Consider the following 15825-nt stretch of genomic DNA (forward strand, 5'->3'; position numbering starts at 1 on the left):
TTAAGTCTATTTTTCCTTTTAGGTACTATCTTTACAGATAATACACTAAATGTACATATATTACTTCAAAAAACATACGCTGATCTCACCGGATCGAATGGCCAAATTGTATATATTTTCAGCATCTCGCTTATGTTGCAAACTTGATTCGTATGACATCCTATCTTCCTCCGTTAGTTTACCTATTTCTCCTACTTCAGACATAGGACCAAATATTCTCTTATCCAAAAAATGCAGGTAGTTTATTCATGGTACTTAAATGTTTAAGTACATACAGCCATTGATCCATCACTGTTTTCAATTCTGTAGGATTTTTAAGAATTCCCTATTATTCATAGTGCCTTGGCTAATCAGGAAAAATCCTAGTACCAATTTATACCTAATCACATTTTTTAATCAATATTTAGACAGTGATAAGTCAGTAATTATTCAGTCTACACTGACTAATCACTGACTCATCACTGAACAAGCACTGAACAATCACTGAACAAGCTCTGTCTAAATGGAGAATTTGGTCACCATCTGTTCTCCATTTGCTGCATCTAAAACTCATCACTCAGTTGCGCCTTCCCTTTCTTCGTTTGATTGACGAGTAAAATATGAAACAACCAAAATGCTAAACGGCACAACTGGGGTATCTGATTTTTCACATTAAATACACTATTATAATTTCTGTTTTTTCTCTACGTTTGGAAAACAACAACCCTAAACTTACTAAAACCGTGGCAAAGCTTTTTCGGAAGACTTTTCATCGCTAAGATTGTCGACAATCTAATGATCCTATCCACTTTACATTTTGCACTTTCCGTTTGCCTGTATCTTTTATGCTTGGGTTACAACGAATAATATCCCTCTTAGTCAAGGACTTTCAGTTGGATTAGTGCTATTGGCCAGCATGGTTGTACTTGCTTATGCGGCACTTAAATTTTATGACGAACCCATCAGAAAATGGTTGGCAAAAAAATATATTGGATCATCTAAGAAGTATATCCGCTAAATAGCTACCTTACTCAACTACAGCCAGTGTTTAAAACTCAATCAATAACCTAAAGACATGCCCCGGATCCTTTAACCACGACTCGAGGGCCGACTGTGCCTTCTCCACGGGATAGATCGCCGTAATCAGTTCCTCAATCGGACAGGTTCTCAGGTTGAGGTACTTCATCACCGCAGCAAAGTCCTTTGGCGTCGCATTGCGCGATCCCCTAATATCGAGTTCCTTTTTTACAAAAAATTGTGTATCAAAAGGAATCGCATCTTTTGCATAACCGATGTACACAACTCTGCCCGTATATGCAGCTGCGGCAATGGCAGCTAGGTACGTTTCTTTCCGGCCAACCGCTTCAATAACTATATCTGCACCCATAGACTGGGTGAATGTATGCAGCTTCGCTTCCAAATCTTCTTCAGCACTGTTAATCGTAAACTTTGCACCTAACTTTTTTGCAAGAGCAAGCTTTTCAGCACTGACGTCGACCGCAATCACTGTAGCACCCCGCAAAGCTGCCCGCACGATTGCCCCCACCCCGATCATACCGCATCCAAATACCAGAACAATATCGCTGTCCGTTACTGAAGCTCGATCAACAGCATGAAAGCCTACACTCATCGGTTCTACTAAAGCCAATTCTTTGGATGAAAGCTGCCCGCCTTCGATAATCTTTTCTATAGGTACCACGATATATTCGGCCATCGCGCCGTCGCGCTGCACCCCCATTGTCTCGTTATAACGGCATGCATTGGGACGGTTATTTTTACAAGCTGTACATAAGCCACAATTGGAATACGGATTTACCGTAACTCTTGCACCGACCTTCAGATCAGTAGTGACATTATTTCCCAACTCCACTAACGTAGCCCCGATTTCATGCCCAGGTATCACAGGCAACTTGACCAAGGGATTCAACCCACGAAAAGTATTTAGATCCGAACCGCAGAATCCCACATAATCAACCTTTAAAAGGGCATGTCCATCTTTAACAGTTGGCTGCGGAATACGCATAATTTCCACGTTTCCTTCTTTCACAATTTTTATTGCTTTCATTTATAATGGGTACCAAGATTTAAACAGTTATTGCTCTTATCGTCTAGAATGATAGCAAAGATAATATAAGAAATCAAGAGGCTTCCGATTTCCGTATCTTTGATCTTAACGCTTAGCCAAAAATAATTGGATAAGACGGAGAAAGAAACAACATTAGCGATCAAAAATAATACAATATCGACCTATCCTTCACAGAATTCTTGCAGCCCCTTTTCCAAAGCCCCTTCATAAGTATAAATTCCAAGCGATCAGCGGTATTGTTTTATATGCAGCTAAGCATTTTCAAAATAACTTTAAATGCTAATCGATCAATTCATAACGCCTCCATATCCTTAAAAAAACACGGTTATGGGTAATTATTTCACAAAAAGAGTTCAATGACATCATAACGCCCCCAGATGGAGCCAAAATGACACATTATCGATATTAGCACTTAAAAAACTATTTTTTTAAAAGAAAACAACTTATATTGTACTATTCTCCTCTTCGCATGATGATAAACAATGAAAAGAATAAACTCGATTTTACACTATTGAATGTTGGCTATGCGGAACATCAGGCAGATTGGAATTTTAAAGATATCAAGAGTCCATTTGCCCGAATACATTATGTCTGTGAAGGAGAAGCATCTATTATTTTGCAGGGCGAAGTCATTAAACTGCGACCCGCTCACCTCTACCTCACCCCCGCTTATGTCCAGCATAGCTATGCCTGTTCTGCTAAATTTTCACTCTATTATATTCATATCTATGAAAACCCCGAGCTAAGATCGAGCATTTTTGACCGCTATGCTTTTCCAAAGGAAATCAAATCTGACCCATTATTAGAGACACTCATCCAACATCTTTATACCATAAATCCAGGGCGTGAGCTGACAATTTATGACCCAAAAAGCTACGATAACTCCACCGAATTGATGAAAAACATGGCGCTGCAGACGGCTTCTCCTTTTGCCAGAGCATCCGAGAATCAAGCTATTATCCATTTGCTGATGAGCCGTTTTTTAACGGAAGCAATCAACAAAATACCGCATGGCGAAAAACGTCTGCTGCGTGTGCTCGAGTACATAGACGAAAATATGCATCAACCGATTTCCATCGAACAGCTTGCCAATTTGATCTTTATTTCCAAAGATCACTTGATCCGGCTATTCAAAAAACAGATGAATACAACGCCGGTACTTTATATCAATCAGAAGAAAATCGAAAAAGCACAATTGATGATGCTCGTCAATGAAGACAATATTCAACAGCTCAGCTTTAAATTGGGCTTCGAAAACATATCCTACTTTAATAGATTGTTCAAAAAAATAACAGGCGAAACTCCCATGGCCTATAAACGAAGAATTCCCAGATAAAAAAAGCTAGGGATTCAATCCCTAGCTTTAATATATGCCCCTGTTGTTTAGATAAGATCATCAATGTGTATCTTTCGTACACGGCATCATCATTCCAATCTCGGGTCAATGAGCTTACATTTGACCTTTAGTTCCCAAAAATTTTGGCCAATTCCTGATGCAGCAGTTCTCCTTTGATATTGATGGCGACAATGTTTCCTTTCGGATCCACCAGATAATTCTGTGGCACAGCACGTACGCCATATAATACCGCAGCCTCATTGCTCCAACCCTTTAGATCCGCCACATGGATCCAAGGCAGACCATCATCCTTAATCGCTTTTATCCAGGCATTTTTTCCTTTTGTATCGTCTAGGGATACCGCAAGGACTTCCAGTCCCTTACCTTTATACTTGTTGTACGCCTTTAATAAATTAGGGTTTTCCGCACGGCAGGGACCACACCAGCTTGCCCAAAAATCGATCAGCACATACTGTCCTTTAAAATCGGATACCTTGATCATTTTCCCATTCGTATCTGGTTGGGAAAAATCAGGCGCTTTATTACCAATTTTCACACTTCGCTCAGCCAAAAAGCGTGCTTCCAGCTGCCGAGCATTCGTCATTTGGCGTACTTCTTTCGATAGCTTCAAAAATAAAGGTTCAATCTCACTGAGCTTACGTTTATTGGCCGCATCTATAAGCGCATCCACCGCAAAGATCGAATTCGGATTTTTTGCTGCAAATGCAAGTTCCTTTACCCGGCGTGCTTCAAACCTTGCCTCAAACTTTTCGTGGATAGCTTTATACTGTTCATTGGCATCAGGCGCATTTTTATCTACAGTGGCAAAAGCCTTATTTCCGGCATCAATAATATCCATAAAACCGCCACCGATTTCATTCAGATAAGCGACATACGCGTTATGCAAAGGTGACCCCTTGATTGCAGCCGTACGCAGTGAGTCTTTGATGGTCATATTGTAAGTCTCATTTCCCAGATAAAAGTATAAACGGTCACCGATATTCTGTGCGATCAATTTCCCCTTACCCTCCTGATCAAAAACCATTCTTGAGTAAGCAGGCTCCTCTACCGTTCCTTTAAAACTAAACTTGCCATTCACAATAGCAGACGAATCCGATGCCGGAAATCCATCTTTTGTATAATCCAAGTACACTTTTTTACCATTGAAAGCTTTTGGTGCACTTCCATTGATCTGGAAATTTGCTTGCTGCGCAAATGCTACCATGGGTAAAAATGCCAGCGCCAAAGCCGCTATTTTTAAATTTTTCATGTTTATATGATTAGATATTATTTTATTGTTCTTTACTTACGCCAGGTCATGTCCACAGGATTTCCCGGAATACCCTCGATTTTTTTGACAAGCTCGCCATTTTTACCCACTTGAATATCGAGATAATAGAGTGTTCCCACTGATCCAACAATAAGAGTATTCTCATCATCCTCCAATTTAAGCATAGTGACCTCGCTCTTGATATCTGTCTTTAATAGCTGCACTTGTTCACTTAAGGGATTATAGCGGAAAACTTGATTTTGTACTGCAACGTAAATATAACCACTACGACTGGCCAACATTTTTGTATCAGCAGTGATCCATTCTGGCCGTATAAAAAGTCGTTTATGGCCCGAAGTGAAGTTAAATGGCCCCGAAAAGTTCACATTAAACATCAACTCATAGATCTGACCAGTTGCATTTTTCACGTAAGCATAGGTGTCCGTATTATTAATCTGCACCAACTGCAACAAGTCCATACCTACATTAGTAGGATTAAAAACATCTGAATTAATCGCACTATACTGCGTTCCAAAATACATTGGTGACCCATAGAGATTAATGCGGACAAATTGTTTCTTATTTTTTTCAAAAGCAATCACCGTATAATTATTATTGGCAGTTGAAAGCACAAATTTCGACGCCAAGTCATACTCCCCATCTGCATACGTACCAAACATCCCATAGGTTGCCGACTGATCCCATGTTGTTGTTGCTCCACCATAGAATTTATCATTGATTACACCTAATAGAACCCCTTGTGGATGCGCCTGAAGACTCCCGACGTTAATGGTCGAAGGAGCTAAAAAGAAATTATCAAATAAAGTCCCAGGCTTTAAACTTTCCTTTTTTAGGGTATTAACATTCAAGCGAACTCCGGCTTGTTTCGAAATAATCCAATACCCTAACGGCGTATTGCCCGTAAATTGGTTCCTTACATAGTGCAACTGCAAAGGGTCGACCGGTAGAGGTTGCCCATTAATAACTTCATAGATATTAGGCTGAACACTGTTGTCAGGTTTAATAAAAGAGAGTTTACCAGTACCCTGATCCTGAGATAAGACCAAAGTACCCCTAGAAAACTCCGTCACCCCCTGGATTTTAAAAGGGTAAAAATATTTCATCCCATTAGCTTTGTTTGTTACGGTAAGCCTAGCTGTATAACGTTTTGCTTCTAAACCAAAAACTATCCTTAGTGCATTCCCTTTATAATGGTTGGCTTCTGGTATAAGGGCCTCCGGCACATCAATACGCCAATCACATTCCAAATTTTCGGCAGATATACCTGTAATTTTAGGCTGTACAATTAGACTATCACCAGTCATTGCCTCGTAGAGTGTATCCAAATTTTGTAACACCGGTGACTCAGGCATATCGATAGCATAATTTCCTTTGTCCTTATAACAGGCAGCTAACAAAGTCAATACGACAATGCTTATTATCAATTTTTTCATATTATCTAAGCTCCTTCCCTGATTCATCAATAAAGAAAAATTTACCTACTCCAGTATTTTTTTTCAACAGAATTGGCCGATTGGGATTGTCCTTATGAAAGAAAATATAGCTTTGACCATTATCCTTACTTTCCAACACATAGCCTTTTTCAGGATGATCCGCTACCCATTTAAAAGGATCATTGAGCATAATGGTCAACAAGTTGGCAAAATATAGGTTCTTTGGAGCATCCAATCCATCGGTGGAAAGCTGCCGTTGTTCTGTCGCTATAAAAAATAGCTGATGCCTTACCCGAGAGTACTCACCCAATGGCGACCAACTATCCCACCAATTTGGTTTTTCCAATTGTGCAGAAAGAACCACATAAGTTCGAATTAACCGTGGATCATTAACACCAAAGTCCGGGCTCGCTTTCAATTTTAAGATGAGCGACACTGATTTTTCTTCTAAATCCCTGGTATTATGAATAATTAAGGGGACATAGCCCCTTCCTTGGTTGGCGTCCAAGGGATATTCTGCTGACAATGCGTCATAATGCTCGTTGCTACGCGCAGTGGACGAATCTTTCTCTACGTAAGCCTGAAAATGACGCTGATTTCCCATCCGATTCCCCATCAGCCGAACCGGAATATAAAGCGTATCAGATGCTCTGGTCATTTCATAAGCAAAAGTATATACGATGCTATCTCGCGCATCCTGAGTCAGATCAAAATAAACATTAGCATCTGATTCGTAAGTCTTTAGTTCTGTTTTCTGACAAGAAAAGAACAGAAAAAAAACAAATGCTAACAGTATATAAATAATTCTTTTCATCCTATTTCTATATTAGCGTTGTCCATAAATTATTTCATCACTCGGCAATGGCCAGACAAAGATTTTCTGGCTTGCTGGAATAACAGTGCCTTTTGCCCCAATAATAGGAGCGTTTAAACGCTTATATGCATAAAAAAGTTGTCCCTCTGCATACATCTCTTTGCGGTATTCCTTGAGTAATTCCGTACGGAATTTTGTTGCCGTCGACACATCAGCAGGTTCCCCTATGCCACGCTGTATACGCACTTGGTTGAGATATTCTGCCGCTAAAGTCGGATTGTTTTCATAGTTACATTCCGCAGCAATATAATAGAGTTCACTTAATCGTATCGCTGGCGCCATGAGGTAATGTAGATTGGCCTCAAAATCATCACTGAATGTATTTCTATTGTATTTTACCAATGAACTCACAGCAGTGGTGCCCACACTCACTGTACCAAACCATTGTGTGTAACGCAGATCGCCCCCTCCGTTACCACCAACGTCATAAATTGTCCGTCCTTCTTCTTTATCCAGGTTCATCCGACCTGTACTAAACCAATCTTGATTATATTCTCTATTCATTCCCGGAATATACCAACCAAACAAAAGTTCTTTGTATAAAATACGGTCCTTCTTATCCTCCTTTACAGATTGAAAATCAGTATTATTCGTCCAGGGAAACTTTTTGGATGCAATCACTTCCAGGGCATTTGCTAAAGCTTTCGATTTATCTCCCATATAGAGATAAACTCGGGCTAGAGTACCACATACCGCATAATAATTCAATCGGTGTCTTCTATTTTGCAAAAAGAGACTGCTGCTGCTCAACTCTGAGTTCGCCAGCGTGTCATTTACTGTCGGATATCCAACCACGTATGAAGCAGAGCGAATTGGATCTACCTTTAATAACTCTTTCGCTATCGTCAGATCTATAATAACAGAATCCAATACTGCTGACACTTTGCTCAAGGGCGTCGTTTTATTCGAATATTTAGTTACATAGGGTATTGCATCTGCCTGTGCGTCCACGATAGGAGCTGGAGCAAACAAACGTAAGGCATCGAAATGCAGAAAAGCACGTAAAGCAAGCGCCTCTCCCTTAATCAAAGCATAATTGTCTCCAGAAAACAGATTTTTCCTCCCGTCGATTTCTGCCAATAAGAGATTTGCATTCACTATCCCATGGTATAGACCTTTCCATATATTATCCTTTCGATCTTTAAAGTCACCATCATCGTATAAAAATCGTGCGGTCTTTTGATAACTAAGAGGATCATTGTTTGGAATTGTATAATTCTGCACCAGTACTTCAGGTGTACCGATTGTTAATTCTTTACCATAGAGGTCACTGTTAGCACAACGGGTATAGATTCCCAATAATGCTTCCTTAAAACCATCCTCCGTAGTAAAGAGCTGGTCTTTTTCAACCTCGCTCTGGGGCTTTATATCCAACCATTTCTGGCAGGAAAACAAGAAAATACTGCAAAGTAAAACGATAAATATATTTTTCTTCTTCATATGTTAGTTGGTTGTATGAAATAATTTTCACGAATTAGATCGCTATCAATCTAAATTCTTGATTTTAACAAACCTTATTTAAATCTCGCTTGTAAAGTCAAGGTCACTGATCTTGCAAACGGGTAATTAATGCCCCTTTCCTCCTTTACGTTAGACCAGCGAAAAATATCGTTGCCGATCAACCCCACACGCAAACTCGCCAGCGCTAAGCGATTGGCAAAAGCTTTATTGGCATCGTAAGAAATATTAAGGGATTGCAGTGTTAATAGATTATCTGGCATCACAAAACGAGAAGACAACTCGCTTCGTCCTAAATCCTCAATACTTTTAAAAAACGTGTGATCTCCCGGATTTTTCCAGCGTTCCTCAAACACTCTAGCGTCAACATTGTAACGTGGGTCTGCGTTCTCCACACGATCAACGAGGGTTTGGTTATAGGTTTTACCTCCCATACGCGTTTGAAAATAGGCAACTAACATCCACTGCTGATAACGTAGGGTACCACCGAAAGATCCCTCCATTTTTGGTGTCGCTACCCCGACCACCGCTATGTCCCGTGGATCCCAGGTATATGTTAGGCTACCATCTCGTTTCATAAAAACCTCCCGCCCGCTTTCAGGATCTATCCCCAAAGATGGGACGGTGTAAATGGCGTCCATTGACTGTCCTTCCTCATAACGCAATAAGGGTACAGCTTTGTATTCATCTTTCTGTTGTTCCTCATCTGCGCGCTCGTTGTAACTCTTCAAGGCATTAGAAATACGCACAATTTTATTGCGATTCTGTACAATATTAGCTAACAAGCTCAAGGTCCATTTTTCACTCTTAATTGCCTGCCAATTGACACCCAATTCGATTCCCCTATTCTCCATATCGCCTAGATTTTCCTTATAGGAACTAAATCCTGTCGAAGGAGCGATATTAATATCCGCCAAAATATCTTTAGTAATTTTACTATAGTTTCGCAGTGAAAACGTCAACTTATTGCTCCAAAAGCCGATATCTATACCTAAATCAATCGACTGCGTCCTTTGCCAGGCAAGGTCTTCGTTACCATAATTACGCACTGTGCTTCCCAATCCCGAAGAATACCAATTGTTCTTATCATAAGAATAAGTAACGCGCGACATATAAGGGTCAAATTGAACGGAGCCCGTCAAGCCAACAGTTGCACGAAGACGCAACTGACTAATAGCCTTTGTGGTAAACCATTTTTCATTATGCATATTCCAACCGATTCCCGTCGACCAAAAAGGCGCGGTCCGCTTATTTGCGCCAAACTTTGATGAACCGTCGATGCGCAAGGTCGCATCAATAAGATAACGGTTGTCATAACTATAATTACCACTTAAGAAAGACCCGAATAGACGCGATGCGCCCACATTCGTTTCCGGACTTTTTCCCTCTTCATAACCTTTCGCAAAACCAATATCAGTAAAGCGGTCATTCGGAAAACCAATCGCCTTGAAGTAACGTTCGTCATAACTCTCCGTTCTTATATTGGCACCAGCAATCATATTGAAATAATGCTTTTCTATATTTCGATCCCAATTCAAGCGTATATTTCCATCCCAATACAACTCATTTTTACTATAACTTCCATAACTTCCTCTTTCATCTGCTCTTGAAGTTTCGTAGGAATAAAACTCATTGGACAAGGGTGAGCGGAAATCGTCACCGGTGTTCATCCGTTTCAGTAAAGAAAGTAATCCACGAAGGCGCAAGCCCATGCCTAGATCAACGTCAGCTGAAAGGTTATTTAATAATTCGGTATACCCCGATTTGTTAAAGCTACTTAAGGTCGCATCATACGCAGGATTGAGCACATACTCTTCATTTCTATTTCCGGAAGGATCTACCCTGACCCAACGATCTGACAATTGCGTGATATTACCCTGATCGTCTTTCAGCCTATAGTAAGGATTCATTTTAACAAAATTCTCAAAACTACCATAGGGGGATTCCCTGCCATCGACTACCGTAATGGAGAGCTCATTCTGAAAACGAATTTTATTTTTTGGATTGTAACTAAAATTCAATCCGCCAGAATACTGGTTTCTGCCAGAACCCTTCATCACCCCCGGTCGCGTTTGGTAACGCATATCCACACCATAGCGAAAAGTTTGTGCCCCACCTTCTAAGAAAACGCCATGTTTTTGCCCAACTGCCGTACGTACGGGCTGTGATAGCCAATACGTGTCTATTCCCCCAAGTACATTTGCCAGCTTATGATAGTATAATTCGTCCAATATGTCCTGCGATTGACGTTGTTTCTGACCATCATAGAGCCCTGCAAGCTTCTCATAAGCAAGCTTATCCGTTGCATTTAATAAATTATAACCTGACAAATCTGGCATATTGACATTAGTTTCATGCGTATAGGTCACCTGCAATTTACCTTCTTTGGGAGCCTTGGTAACGATTACCATTACGCCGTTAGCGGCACGTGAACCGTAAATAGCACTCGCCGCCGCATCTTTCAACGTGGTGACACTCTCAATGCGCGTCATATCCAGATCCATTACTTTTTCCAGGCTAACTTCAAAACCATCCAAGATAAAAGCTGGTAAATTCATAGTTGTCGTGACATTATCACGACGCAGTACATCCGTACTTCCACTGGGTAAAGCTGAGGAACCACGCACATTAATATTAGGAAGTGCATTGGGGTTAGAACCAGCTAAATTGTTGGGCAAAATTTTAAAAGAAGGATCAAATACCTGCATGGCCTGTAGGACGTTTTGTGGATTTACCTGTCGTAGTTCATCCCCGCTTTTGGTAATCGCAGTTCCGGTATAGGAATCTTTTTTTAACACCTGATAACCCGTCACAACGACCTGTTCCAACGCATTTGCCTCCTCTTCCATCTGCACGTTGTACTCCTCTTTATTTTCTACCAGGTTGAGGGTAAAGTTTTTATAGCCAACCATACTTAATGTAAGCGGTTGCATAGTACCGGCGAAAGAAAATCGTCCATCCTTATCCGCTACCGCAATGGCATTGCCCATTTGTGAAATATTCACTCCCGAGAGTGGCTTACGGTCTTTACCGACGACTTGTCCCCGGACCTGCAGCTGAGATGGCTTATCCAACGGGGAACGGTTTTTAGGTTCGGTTTTCCGCGGACTGGCTTTCCTTTCCAGGAAAATTGTCTTCGATTCAATTGTGTAGCCGATTTCCTGCGGACTTAAAATTTTATCAAGAAATAATTTAAGAGGCATCTTGTCCGCTTTGATTGAAATTGGTCGGGCCGATTCCAAAATCTTTTTTGCTCCCAAGACTTCGTAATTTGTCTGGAGCTTGACAGCCTGGAGCACATCCATTAAAGGAACATTGTGTCCGGCATAGGTGACGGTTTGTGCGTTTACCTTATGGCCTAGCTGGAGTAAGACAGCAAAAAGTAGCCATAAAAGGGGTCTGGTCGCTTGTGAAAAACAACTTAATTTCATTAATTCTAGTTAGTTTAGTTAGGTTAGATTGCAGGATTCACTGCCCAATTTGTTAATTCATATTGTATGGTAATGTATAATTTTACGTTTTTTACTGCCCTCCTTTCTGTCCTTTAGGATCACTTTTTTCAATGATGAGTTTTCCATCGTCCGTCAATTGATACGACAAATCCTGGTCTTTTAATATTTTCAGGATGGTAGATAATTTACTCGTTCTGAATGTTCCTCCGAAAAAGGAGACATCAGGTACATCGCCCTTATAGACAACATCAACTGCATACCATTGGGACAGTTCATCCATCACTTGTCGAAGTGACTTTCCATCAAAGTTAAATTTGCCGTATACCCAAGCCATCTCCTGCTGCACATTGACCGGATGTCTGGACAGCTCCGCACCGGTGCTGACAGACTGATCGCCGGGCATCAAAGTGATTTTTTGGCCTTTAATCAGTTCTTTTACCTGCACTTTCCCCTCTAACAATGTTGTTTTTGTCTGCGCTGCTGCTGGATAAGCATTGATATTGAAATGCGTCCCCAATACCTGTACCTCCTGATTTTTGGTCCGCACGATAAAAGGCTGATCCTTTCGTTTGGCAACTTCAAAATAGGCCTCTCCCCGAAGGCTGACTTCCCGTTTATCTTTAGCAAATACTGTTGGATAAGATAGTGTCGTTCCTGCATTTAGCTTGACCATAGTACCGTCGGGCAAGGTGACCTCGTAAGTACCCCCACGCGGCGTTTCTATTTTGGCAGACACCGCGGCATCGATCGATGCAACTTCATGGCCGTCATCATAGCGTATTCCGCTACCATTGATATGCACTTGTTTTTCTCCCTTGTTTAGCTCATACCGTCTGCCATCTGAGAGCGTTATGATGGCCTGATTAGAAGCTGGAAGCCGATCATTTACAACTCCCAACTGCACTTCTGCCGACCGGCTGTTATCCCTATTCCAATACCAGACAACACTGAGGGCAAGTAGTACGCTAGCTGCTGCAGCATAAGGCCATAGGCGTTTCAGCAGTGCAGGCCGTCTCGTTGTTGGCTGAAAGGAAATTTTATTTTTTAGCGACTCAAAATTACGTCGCTTTTCAAAATGCTGCAGACTAGCATACGCTTCACGCTGCCGCTGTCCATCCAGACAACGTTGATAGATCTCTTTGTTCGATGCTGATTCTTGCAACCAGTTTTCCAAAAAAAGACGGTCTTCGCCTGTTAGCGTTCCTTGCAATTCCTGGAGGACCAGCGCACTGATACGGATAAGTTTTTCTTCTTCTTTAGGATCCATTTTGAGCTATTTCATCTATAGATACCACACCGATTTAAAAAAGTACTAAAGACAGTTAAAAAAAATTATAATTTTCCAAAAAGAACAATCAATGAGAGTAGATAATTGAAGGAATCTCGTTTCAAATGTTCGCGCAGAAGGCTCAGAGCACGTAATTTTTGATTTTTCACGGTTTGAATACTGATCTGCAATAGATCAGCAACCTCCTGATTGCTGTTGCCTTCGAGGTAGCTCAGCTGTATGATTTCCCGTGCTTTGGGCGGGAGCTTCTGAATGGCTTCGTAGAGTTCGGCCATTGCTTCGGCGTAGACAATTTCATGTAAATGCGATTTTTGATCCTGTTCCTGCTGTGCAACATAGCTATCGACCCGATTCAGCCTACGCATTCGGGCTGTCTGCTGATTGAGTCCTACATGGCGCGTTGCCTGATAAAGCGCCGCTTTCAGATGCGACAAGCTGTCAAAGCTCCGCTTGCCATGCCACAAGCGAATAAAGCCCTCCTCGGCAATATCTTCTGCTTCTTTACTTTCATCCACAAAGCTTGAGGCGTATAAACAAATGCGATTGAAATAACGGTTGTATACATGCGCGCAAGCCTGCTCTTTCCCTTTTAGGAAATCTTCAAGCAGCTCTTTTTCGCTCGTATAGTTCATCTGTAGATTCGTTTAGCTAGAGGTCAATCTTTTCGTGGATAAAGATAACTAAAAAGAATTGATACTTCCTATCGACGACTTATCCCTAAATTCTTCCTACTAATTTTTCAAAATTTCTCCATATAAGCCATAAATTTTTCGGCGAACAGGATCAAAAAGAAAGCAAAGTCAATAATATATTCAGATCTACTCGGTTGCTCTTGTTTTTCTGTTGACAAATCTGCTACCTTTGAGCCGTGGCATTCTAAAGCCAACCTAACCCAATAAATCAACCTGTTCGCAATATGACACCTTGCTCAAAAAAAAATTCTGATCAAACAGTCTTCCACTACATCATTATTTGGGCGATTTTGTGCCTAGCCACCTATCCCGCTAACTGCTTAGCGCAGACAAGCAAGTCGCCTGATCACGACATACCGAAATCTACCCTTTTCCGGGCAATGGCGGCATCGATAAAAATGTTTGGTATTGACAGTATCAGCGGCCAGCAAAACAGTGCCCCTTTCAGTGGTGTTATTGTATCTGTGGATGGAGCTATCCTTACAGTGGCACATTCCACAAAGCCGGGCAATTTCTATCGCGTAATTTTCCCCGATGGCAAGCAGGGAGTCGCCAAGGCGCTCGGAAGACTGGTCGTGGATCAACAGAGCAACTTGCCCGATATTGCTATGATGAAGATGCAGGGTGAAGGCCCCTGGCCCTTTGCTGAAATGGGCTGGTCATCATCTATCGCTGAAAACCAGTTCTGCTTTGGACTATCTTATCCTGAAACACTCCCCTTCTACATTCCCTTTTTGCGTACCGGGCGTATTCTAAAAAAAATGGACGACTATGGTTTTATTCAAAGCAGCAGCATCATGGAACCGGGAGATTCCGGAGGCCCATTGTTTGATGCCCTAGGTCGGGTCATTGGCCTTCACAGCCGTATCGATAGTCCTGAGGGCATCAATTTTGAGGTCCCTGTAAATAGCTACCGTAAATATTGGCAGTCGCTCAGCCACCCAGTCGCTATCGACACTTATCCCAGTCTAAGCGATTCGATCGGTAGCGATCCTGAGCAGCAGAAACTATTGGAATTGGCGCTAAAAAAACAGGCAAAACATCCAAAGACAAACTTTCAGTCCATAAGAATTAGCAGTATTTTAAAAGACGACAGTATTTCTATATTAGGAACGGTATTTCAATTGCGCAACAAGAAGCAGGTGATCTTATCCAAAAGTAGTTTAGTTGGCAAAGCGCCAATTGTTAAAATTGGCAAGAAGGTCTACGCCTTAAAAGTCCTGCTTAGAGACGAAAAAAGCGACTTGGTGGCACTCACGGGTGATCATAAATTTCCGTCGATCGCCATATCGGAAATTGCGCAGCAAGGTATACCGGATACACTGGTGGGTTTAAATTTATGGTCACTGCTTACCTCCAATCAGCGCAAAACCGGTGTCCTGGGCATGTCGTCCCGCACCTTCCCACGTATACCTGTTCCAGGAACTTTCGATGCACAGATGCGGGAGCTAGACGGTCTTCCAACCTTAACAAAAGTAGATAGCATGGGAGCAGCAGCCCACGCCGGACTCCAAGTCGGCGACCATATGATTGCATTAAATGGTCATGATGTAGCAAGTGCCGTCAAAATCAATGCGGCCATGCAACAATTTTCTGCAGGCGATACGCTACAGGTTCAATACCGACGGGGAGCAGCGGATTTTCATACCAAGGTCATCCTTTCCAAATGGCCAACCAGGGAAAATCCACATCCGGCAAACAACATTCCCAAAGGAAAATCAGTTCGTAGGGACCACTTTCCAAGTGTGTTTCTTCACGATTCACGCATTCATGCCGATGAATGTGGAAGTCCGATAGTCGATAGCAATGGCCATTTTATAGGCATCAACATTGCACGTTTCAGTCATACTGCTTGTCTAGCTATTCCTAGAGATGCTGTATTAAAGTTTTTATCCAATGTCGAACAGCTGCTGTAGCACGTAAATAGATCACATCA

At 41.7% G+C, this 15825-nt stretch carries 10 protein-coding genes; 2 read left to right on the plus strand and 8 right to left on the minus strand.

The annotated features are described in order from the left end of the window. Nucleotides 1-1027: 1027 nt before the first annotated feature. A complete protein-coding gene (locus AB1Z56_RS12945; protein WP_426792250.1) occupies nt 1028-2044 on the minus strand; it encodes a zinc-binding alcohol dehydrogenase family protein in 1017 nt (338 codons plus the stop codon). Between the two features lie 490 nt (nt 2045-2534). Here AB1Z56_RS12945 and AB1Z56_RS12950 point away from each other — a divergent pair, with 490 nt between their 5' ends. Beyond that, nucleotides 2535-3401 (plus strand): AraC family transcriptional regulator, encoded by an 867-nt coding sequence (locus AB1Z56_RS12950; protein WP_426792251.1) that lies wholly within the window; start codon nt 2535-2537, stop codon nt 3399-3401. Nucleotides 3402-3528: 127 nt separating this feature from the next. Here the strand turns inward: AB1Z56_RS12950 and AB1Z56_RS12955 are convergent, their stop codons facing one another. From AB1Z56_RS12955 to AB1Z56_RS12985, 7 genes are all read right to left on the minus strand, one after another. Further along, the gene (locus AB1Z56_RS12955; RefSeq protein WP_426792252.1) at nt 3529-4671 is read right to left on the minus strand and encodes a redoxin domain-containing protein; all 1143 of its coding nucleotides are present in this window, start codon (nt 4669-4671) and stop codon (nt 3529-3531) included. Nucleotides 4672-4703: 32 nt separating this feature from the next. Then, nucleotides 4704-6125 (minus strand): PKD-like family lipoprotein, encoded by a 1422-nt coding sequence (locus AB1Z56_RS12960; protein ID WP_426792253.1) that lies wholly within the window; start codon nt 6123-6125, stop codon nt 4704-4706. 1 nt (nt 6126) lies between these two features. Then, nucleotides 6127-6939, minus strand: coding sequence for a DUF4843 domain-containing protein (locus AB1Z56_RS12965; RefSeq protein ID WP_309362888.1), 813 nt, complete (start codon nt 6937-6939; stop codon nt 6127-6129). A gap of 12 nt (nt 6940-6951) precedes the next feature. Further along, on the minus strand, nt 6952-8439 hold the full coding sequence (locus AB1Z56_RS12970; RefSeq protein ID WP_309362886.1) for a RagB/SusD family nutrient uptake outer membrane protein: 1488 nt from the start codon (nt 8437-8439) through the stop codon (nt 6952-6954). Nucleotides 8440-8513: 74 nt separating this feature from the next. Next, on the minus strand, nt 8514-11888 hold the full coding sequence (locus AB1Z56_RS12975) for a SusC/RagA family TonB-linked outer membrane protein (protein ID WP_426792254.1): 3375 nt from the start codon (nt 11886-11888) through the stop codon (nt 8514-8516). A gap of 91 nt (nt 11889-11979) precedes the next feature. After that, nucleotides 11980-13176 carry a FecR family protein gene (locus AB1Z56_RS12980; RefSeq protein WP_426792255.1) on the minus strand — a complete coding sequence of 399 codons (1197 nt, stop codon included), beginning with the start codon at nt 13174-13176 and terminating at the stop codon, nt 11980-11982. Between the two features lie 65 nt (nt 13177-13241). Then, nucleotides 13242-13829: an RNA polymerase sigma factor gene (locus AB1Z56_RS12985; protein WP_426792256.1), complete on the minus strand. Its 588-nt coding sequence runs from the start codon at nt 13827-13829 to the stop codon at nt 13242-13244. 440 nt (nt 13830-14269) lie between these two features. Here AB1Z56_RS12985 and AB1Z56_RS12990 point away from each other — a divergent pair, with 440 nt between their 5' ends. Beyond that, on the plus strand, nt 14270-15805 hold the full coding sequence (locus AB1Z56_RS12990) for a trypsin-like peptidase domain-containing protein (protein ID WP_426792257.1): 1536 nt from the start codon (nt 14270-14272) through the stop codon (nt 15803-15805). The last annotated feature ends 20 nt before the right edge of the window (nt 15806-15825 follow it).

Source organism: Sphingobacterium sp. WOUb80 (genome assembly GCF_050058145.1).
Lineage (GTDB): Bacteria > Bacteroidota > Bacteroidia > Sphingobacteriales > Sphingobacteriaceae > Sphingobacterium.

Excerpts from the sequence above, each read along its gene's own strand:
- AB1Z56_RS12945 (WP_426792250.1), bottom strand. The coding sequence starts at position 2,044 with ATGAAAGCAATAAAAATTGTGAAAGAAGGAAACGTGGAAATTATGCGT.
- AB1Z56_RS12980 (WP_426792255.1), bottom strand. The coding sequence starts at position 13,176 with ATGGATCCTAAAGAAGAAGAAAAACTTATCCGTATCAGTGCGCTGGTC.
- AB1Z56_RS12975 (WP_426792254.1), bottom strand. The coding sequence starts at position 11,888 with ATGAAATTAAGTTGTTTTTCACAAGCGACCAGACCCCTTTTATGGCTA.
- AB1Z56_RS12990 (WP_426792257.1), top strand. The coding sequence starts at position 14,270 with ATGGCGGCATCGATAAAAATGTTTGGTATTGACAGTATCAGCGGCCAG.
- AB1Z56_RS12970 (WP_309362886.1), bottom strand. The coding sequence starts at position 8,439 with ATGAAGAAGAAAAATATATTTATCGTTTTACTTTGCAGTATTTTCTTG.
- AB1Z56_RS12960 (WP_426792253.1), bottom strand. The coding sequence starts at position 6,125 with ATGAAAAAATTGATAATAAGCATTGTCGTATTGACTTTGTTAGCTGCC.
- AB1Z56_RS12965 (WP_309362888.1), bottom strand. The coding sequence starts at position 6,939 with ATGAAAAGAATTATTTATATACTGTTAGCATTTGTTTTTTTTCTGTTC.
- AB1Z56_RS12950 (WP_426792251.1), top strand. The coding sequence starts at position 2,535 with ATGATGATAAACAATGAAAAGAATAAACTCGATTTTACACTATTGAAT.
- AB1Z56_RS12985 (WP_426792256.1), bottom strand. The coding sequence starts at position 13,829 with ATGAACTATACGAGCGAAAAAGAGCTGCTTGAAGATTTCCTAAAAGGG.
- AB1Z56_RS12955 (WP_426792252.1), bottom strand. The coding sequence starts at position 4,671 with ATGAAAAATTTAAAAATAGCGGCTTTGGCGCTGGCATTTTTACCCATG.